This is a genomic window from Aromatoleum evansii, assembly GCF_012910805.1.
Classification (GTDB): Bacteria; Pseudomonadota; Gammaproteobacteria; order Burkholderiales; family Rhodocyclaceae; genus Aromatoleum; species Aromatoleum evansii.
Genome location: NZ_WTVK01000112.1, coordinates 1 through 6,985, shown reverse-complemented (window position 1 = coordinate 6,985; position 6,985 = coordinate 1). Strand labels below are relative to the sequence as shown.

General features: G+C 61.3%; 3 protein-coding genes and 1 pseudogene. All 4 read left to right on the top strand.

All coding sequences use genetic code 11. The features are described 5' to 3' along the window. The first annotated feature begins 500 nt into the window (after positions 1-500). The 4 genes and pseudogenes from GO615_RS26855 (at position 501) to GO615_RS26840 (ending at position 6,699) form a co-directional block, all read left to right on the top strand. Positions 501-1,478: a cell wall hydrolase gene (locus GO615_RS26855; protein ID WP_169132917.1), complete on the top strand. Its 978-nt coding sequence runs from the start codon at positions 501-503 to the stop codon at positions 1,476-1,478. Between the two features lie 15 nt (positions 1,479-1,493). Continuing rightward, a complete protein-coding gene (locus GO615_RS26850; protein ID WP_169132916.1) occupies positions 1,494-5,042 on the top strand; it encodes a TIGR02594 family protein in 3,549 nt (1,182 codons plus the stop codon). Positions 5,043-5,060: 18 nt separating this feature from the next. Beyond that, positions 5,061-5,403, top strand: a pseudogene (locus tag GO615_RS26845) (leucyl aminopeptidase); the annotation flags it as partial. Between the two features lie 132 nt (positions 5,404-5,535). Then, positions 5,536-6,699 (top strand): RES family NAD+ phosphorylase, encoded by a 1,164-nt coding sequence (locus GO615_RS26840; protein WP_169132915.1) that lies wholly within the window; start codon positions 5,536-5,538, stop codon positions 6,697-6,699. The last annotated feature ends 286 nt before the right edge of the window (positions 6,700-6,985 follow it).

The window sequence follows — 6,985 nt, the reverse complement described above, 5'->3', positions numbered from 1 at the left end:
TGCCGCACCGCGGACTCTCGAAACTGCTCGGTGTAGACCCGCTTCGGTATCCTCGTTTTCATCTCACGTTCCTCCATGAAGCCTTAGAACCGCACTTCATGGCGTCCGTTTTATGGGGGCAAGCTCATTCAGAGCGAGCCGAGCGGCAAGCAACTCAAGGTCGTACTTACCCTGAAGAAGGCTGATAGCAACGTCGTCGCTCGACTGCAGTTCAGTGCACCTGGCGCAGTGTCCGTCACCGTACCGGTCGTTTTCTACAAGGCGGGCGCCAAATGAAGAATCGGCCGCACCAACCCTTAATCGCCGTACGGGCGCCCCGCGGACGGCCGCGCGCAGGATGGGCACATACCGCATGCGGCCAGGCGCAATCGGCCACGCTTGACCTTGTGCCCCACGGTCTGCGCGATGGAGCCTGCGTCACAGCCCTGTGCCAGGATAGATCGGCCACCCGAAGTTTCATCCTGACCTGTGGGCATGCCTTTCTCGACGTGGGTCTAGATATGCTGGCACGAATCGATGTGCTCGACGGCAATGGGCGCACAATAGCGCAGGGCAGGGTGGACCAGTGCGAGCCGGCGCCGTTAGGCAAGGCCGCGGCCTTTGACGCCGCACTCGTGGAAATCGCCCCCGAGACGGCCCGGACCTTGGCACTTGCGTACGATTATCTACGTCCGCTCGGCGTAGGCAGCGATGCGCTTTCGGACCGAATGTCACTTGTCCTGCAGACGGGCCGCGGACCGATCCGCGGGGTGCTTGTCGGCATCCACGCCGATTTCAACGTCAAAACCGCGTCGGACAGCACATACACCCTGCGCGCCGTGCACACCTTTCGAGCCGCCGAAAGCACCCGACCCGGTGACAGCGGCGCCGCGGTGTGGGACGAAAGTGGCCGGTTGGTGGGGATCCATTGTGGCGGCCTGGAAGGCGATCCAAGCGGACTCAGCAATGCCTTTTTCTGTGCCATTGATCCGATCGTCGAGGCTTTCGGCGTGCGCGTGCTCACTCGGGCATCCGTCACGGAGCTGACGCCGATCCCGCCGCCCGCCCCACCCGACGCAGTGGCACCACCCATCAATGGAGAAAGAGAACTCGATGTGGTGGCCAGGACGATTTGGGGTGAGGCTGGCGAGTTGGGCGCGGAGGCTATGCGCGCGGTGGCGGCAGTGATTCTGAACCGCCGCGCCTACGGCAAATGGATGGGCGGCACGGCGCTGGAGGTGTGCCTTAGGCCCTACCAATTTCGCTGCTGGGATGCATCGTCGCCAGCCATCCACCGTATGCGCCTGCCACCGGCAGACGATCCCGCTCTGCAGCAGGCGAGGACAATCGCTCAGGTGGCGCTTGCAGGCGGCATTGTTCCCGACCCGACTGGTGGCGCGACGCGCTACCACCCGGAATGGGTGATGCCCGTCTGGGCCGAGCAGCGCCAGCCTTCGGCCCCCTCCATTGCAGGCTTGCGTTTCTACCGAGTCGAGTGAAAGGAGATCACGAGCATGGACAATGTCGCGCTCGATGTGATCATCGGACTCGTCTTTATCTATCTGTTGTTCAGCATTCTGCTGACGAGTCTGGCCGAGCTTGTCTATAACCATGGTTTAGGGCTACGAGGGAAGAACCTCAAGGTCGCCATCAAGTCGGCATTTGGCGCAGTGGACGGCCGCGATAAGACGGCTGATTCGCTAGTCGACCGATTCTTCGCCCATGGGCTAATAGCGTCACTGTACGAGGGCAAGCGGGTTCCGTCCGAGATACCTGCGGACATGTTCTCGAAGGCATTTCTGGCCGTTCTTGGCGACTATTCAGGGCCAGCCGATCGGCCAGCCACACCAGCGGAACTGCTCAACAAACTGAAGCGCGACAACAATCTGCCCAATCGGGAGCGGCTCGTCGGGGTGCTGGACCAGTTGCTGCCCGGGACGGAGACATCCTGGGAAAACTACGAGCGCAACGTTGCCAACTGGTTCGCCCAGGTCGGTGATCGCTCCAAAGGCTGGTACAAGCGCAAACTTGATCGGCGCATCCTCGTGCTAGCGCTCGGCCTCGCAGTAATCGGCAATGTGGACACCCTGTTCATCATGCGAATGCTGCAACTGGACAAGCAACATCGCGAGTTGCTGGCGAGCCAAGCCGCAAATGTCGTCGCCAACGCTGAAGGCAAACCGGCCGCGTCGATAACGGCCCCGAAATCAGCAGCGGTGCAACGCATGGAGCTGCGCGATCAGGTCGACGCGCGGTTGGTCTCCGCGCTAGTCGGTCTGCGTAACTCGATTCTCGACAGTGTGCCGCTGCGCACCGCCTTGTATAGGCGTTGTCCCAACCCAGAGCAGTGTGATTTCAATCCATACAAATGGTACGAAAAACTCGACGAGTTGCGGCGCAGCAGTTGGGATGCCTTGAGCCCGGGGTCGGCGGTCAGCAGTTCAGATAAGGCAGGTGCAACGTCTGGAAGGGACAAGCCTGAAACGCCCAAGGCAATCGTTGATCTAGCAAATGATCTCCGCAGTCTCTCTGCCAATCTCTATCTCGCCTATCCAGACCCCGTCCGCAAGGAGGACGCGGAAATCAAGAAGCAGCTCACTGCCCTGCGGCCGTCCATTGATGAAGCGGCGCAACTACTGCAGCGACAATTGGACGCCGACAAGGCGGTAAAGGATAGCATTCAGCGAGTGTGTGGCGAGAAGGCGACCGACACGATCAAATGCGTCGAACTCTACGAAAAAGCGGCGGCTGGCGAGATTGGCTTTCCGATCGGATGGTCTGCCGACCTAAGGGAGTTCCAGAAACAGTCGGTCAACGCAGAATGGAGCACCACCGTCTTTGGCGTGTGGCTCTCAGGCGAGAACATTCTCGGTCTCGTACTCACGGCCTTGGCGTTAATGCTGGGGGCGCCCTTCTGGTTTGATGTGCTGCGTCGCGTGGTGTCATTGCGGGCGGCCGGGACGCGACGCGATGAAGGCCTGACCACCGGCGTTGGCCAAGGCAAGCCACCCCCAGCGCAACAGCTCGACGGCGGGCCGGCACCTAGCCCTAGTTCCCCGACAGGAGGAGGCTGGTTCTCTGACGCAGTCAATGACGTCGAGCGGCGTTTGTCCGCCGAGCAGATTCGACAACTGCAGAGCCGTCTGAAGGAGATTCCGATCTCTGGTCGGCTCGACGCCGCGACGCGCGACAAGATCTATGCCTGGCGTCAGATGCACCGACCAGGCGCCGAGCCGAGTTGGGAACTCGACGAACCCATGGTGCGCGAACTCCTGTGGCAGACGCCCGACCCGCTGTCGCGCGACGCATCAATATTGCCGTCCACGACTGTGCTGCCGGCGACCGATGGGCCCCTGGCGGATCTCAAACTCGGCAGCCAGGGCCCGGAAGTGGTCCGTCTGCGGGGTCTGCTCGCCGCGGTGGGGTTCCTTGGCGCGCCTTCTTCCGCCGCCGAGACCTTTGATGACGAGTTGGATCGCGCGGTCAAAGAATTCCAGAAGGAAAACGCCTTGTCCTTCGACGGTGTGGTGGGGCCGGCAACCTGGTTGAAATTGACTAACGAGCCGCACAAGCTGCCGCTAGCCTTCAGCACGCCGGTCTGGATGCGCTATGCGATCCACGAGATCGGGATCACCGAGCTGGCCGGCACAGGGCAGGACAACCCGCGCATTGGCGAATACCAGCGCGAGACCGGCGCCACGCCCGATGACGAGATTCCCTGGTGCTCCTCATTCGCGAACTGGGTCATGAAGCGCGCCGGTATCAAACCGAGTGGCAGCGCGGTCGCTAGTTCCTGGCGTGAATGGGAAGTCGATACGCCGGCACGCTATGGTGCGGTGATCGTCGTGCTGCAGGTTGGCAAGCCCATCCCAGGAAGGAACGGCCCCGGAGCACACGTCGGCTTCCTAGTCCGTGAAACCGCCGACCGCTACTTCGTAATCGGCGGCAACCAGGGCAAGGAAGGCGCAGGGAGCGTCTGCCTGACTGCCTTTCCGAAGTCCAGCTGGCGATGCCTGGCAATGCGCTGGCCGAAGGAAGAGGGCGTTATCGAAGTGCCACCGCAGTCTGCCGCCGCGCCGGAAGATACGGAAACTGGCGTCGCGCCCTCGCGTTTCGTCGCCGAAACCCTGACCGAGCCGACGCTCGAATACGGCAGCGGCGACCGAACAGCCATCGCACGCCTGCAATCCAAGCTCAACGCCTCCACGCAGGTAGCGCAGATCGATGTGGACGGCATCTTCGGCAAGCAAACGCAGGACGCGTTGATCGAGTTCCAGAAGAAGATGAAGGTGCCGGTGAGCGGGATCGCCGATCCGGCGACCTGGTATCTCCTGCTTCAGGCCTCGGCAGGTGGACGTGGGGTTGGCGGAGATGCGGGTGCGGCCGGGGCGGTAAAGCAACCGCTCAGCCGTGCTGACATCGAGAGTGTGCTCAAGGCGAAGGGGATGGATCTTGGGGTCCCCTTGATCGAAGCGGTCCTGCAAGTGGAGTCGTCAGGTCGCGGCTTTGTCGACGGCGTGCCGGTGGTGCGTCTGGAAGGCCACAAGCTCTGGGAGTACGCAGAGAAGCTGAATGTCAAACCAGCGTCTTGGACCGATGTGGGTTTCGGTCTGCTGCACAGGGATCTAAGTAACCGCTTCGTCCGGCGCGGGAAGGCGGAATTCGAGCGCTTGCAGGAGGCACGCAAACTTTGCGACAAGATGCTCGAAGCTGGCGTGCCACCCAACGACATCGGCGTGACCAGGGCAGGCCAACTCGCCGACCTGGCAACCTCATGGGGGCTGTTCCAAATCATGGGCTCCAACTGGAAGCTGTGCGGGGTTGCCGACCTGCAAACCTTCGTCGACCAGATGAGCGCCAGCGAAACCGTGCAATTGGAACTTTTCTTCGCTTTCCTTCAGAAGCACAGGGGCGGCAAAGCCCTCGACGCATTGCGCGACAAGCAGTGGGCAACCTTCGCCGAAATCTACAACGGACCGAAATTCCGTGTGAATTCCTACGATACCAAACTCGAACGCGCATATGCTGAGATAGCCAATCGGACTCGGACTGCGAATGCCTAGCAGGCACCATGATCCTTCGTCGGCAAGGGAATCACCTTTGACACGGGCGGCGTCTGCATCAAGTCCGGTCCAACATGGAGGAGATGAAGTTCGACATGTGGGGCGCGGCCAGTGTGTTCGGCGCCCTGAACGCGGCCGCGCTCATGAAGCTGGCGGTGAACGTGGTCGGCATCATTCCGGCCGCGGAGAACATACCCGATGGCAACGCGATGAAGCCGGGCGACGTCGTGACGATACGATGTCCGGCCAGCCCGGGGAAGTCCTCGATACCGACTCCGACGGCCGCCTCCTTCCTTCTGATGCGCTCACCTACGCGGAGAAGTACCAGCCCGCGGTCGTCGTCGATGTCGCGACGCTTACGGTCGAACTTGTTCAGAGGTTGTGGTGATGGGCGGCCCCCGTTAATGTCGGAATTTCGAACATCTGGAATCAGGGGTACGACGTGGAAAGCGCCGAGCCGATGTGGGTATGTCAAGCCTGCTTGGACGACTACATGCTCAAGAACCTGAATGGTGCGCTTCAGGAGGAGCGAGCCTGCTGCGCTTGTGGCAAGACGACCAGGAGCGCATTGACGCCCGCGCGCATCGCACGATTTATCCGAGAACACTTGCCGAAGCACTTTCAGCCGGACCACGGGCTCTATCCCGGGTACGAGCTGACACTCGACGACGTGGTGGGCTGCGCCATCGGATGCAGTTCCGAGACTCTCCGGAGGGCGGTCTCGGCGTGCCTTGAGGATCCCAATGCGGATGACGAGGACTTCTATTGGCCGGGGCAGGAATACTGCCGCACACCAAGCCCTTTCGAGTCGGAGGACCACGAGCGCTGGTATGCGGTCGGCCCCTGGCACCACATTGCACACGAGCTGGCCCATGGCCGGCGTTTCTTCAATGACACCGCTCGTGCATTCTTCGAGTGGCTGATCGGGGAGGCCCTCGAGGCCGAAGACCCGGAGCGCCCCGGGACACCTGCCTTGGTCACCATGCTCGACCCCGGCACGGCCGTCTACCGTTCTCGCATTGCCAGCGGCGAGCTGGAGGCACGATCGTTTGCGGAGAACGCTGCGGTTGCACTGGGCGCAGCCCCCAAGGAGCGAGCAGCCAACAACCGCATGAGCCCGGCCGGCGTTCCGCTACTCTACGTTTCTCGCGAAATCGATACGTGTATCGCCGAGGTTCGCCCCTCGATCGGCGATACTGTGGTGGTGGGGCGCTTCCATTCCACGGCACCTTTGAAGTTTTTCGATTTCACGATGCTGAGCAACCGGCTGCGGCACGCACCTCTGAGCTTCTTCGATCCTAGCTACCAGAAGCGCAGCGAGCATCGACTGCTTCTGGAATATCTGCACGAAGAGATTGCACGCCCAGTCCGGGCCAGTGACACGGAATATGTGGTGACGCAGGCGCTGGCAGAGTTCATTCGCTATGACAAGAAGTGGGCGTTCGACGGCATAGCCTTTCGATCGGTGCAATGCGAAGGCGGCGTGAACTACGTGCTCTTCGATAGGGGCGCGCCTGAGGCGATGGTTGCACCGGACTGGCGTCCGACATTCCACCTAGCGATCTCGATCGATGCCGTCTCATTCCACGTGATCGAAGGCGTGCGCTACAGGCACAAGTCGAGCTCTATTCCGGTGCAGACATTTTGCGCAGGCTGATGCCAGTGTCGGAGGAGAATAGGCGAGCCTGGTAGGGTGCGCTCGGTAAGCCCACGCGTTTCAACGAACCGATATGACTACCCGCTACGTGGGCACGCAGTGCCCGCCCCACAAGTGACTGGAGTTGAAGTACGTCCATGGCTGCTCTGCGCCTGATCGCTAGCAGGGCGTTGAAAATCTCGTCTTCACCTTCGGTTTCCAGCTTGCTGGAAAAAAATCGACATTGAAAAGCGCGCGCCTGCCCCGTGATCATTCCGATTCAAGCGGACTTTTCCGTCGAGCGTGC

Excerpts from the sequence above, each read along its gene's own strand:
- GO615_RS26855 (WP_169132917.1), top strand. The coding sequence starts at position 501 with ATGCTGGCACGAATCGATGTGCTCGACGGCAATGGGCGCACAATAGCG.
- GO615_RS26850 (WP_169132916.1), top strand. The coding sequence starts at position 1,494 with ATGGACAATGTCGCGCTCGATGTGATCATCGGACTCGTCTTTATCTAT.
- GO615_RS26840 (WP_169132915.1), top strand. The coding sequence starts at position 5,536 with ATGCTCAAGAACCTGAATGGTGCGCTTCAGGAGGAGCGAGCCTGCTGC.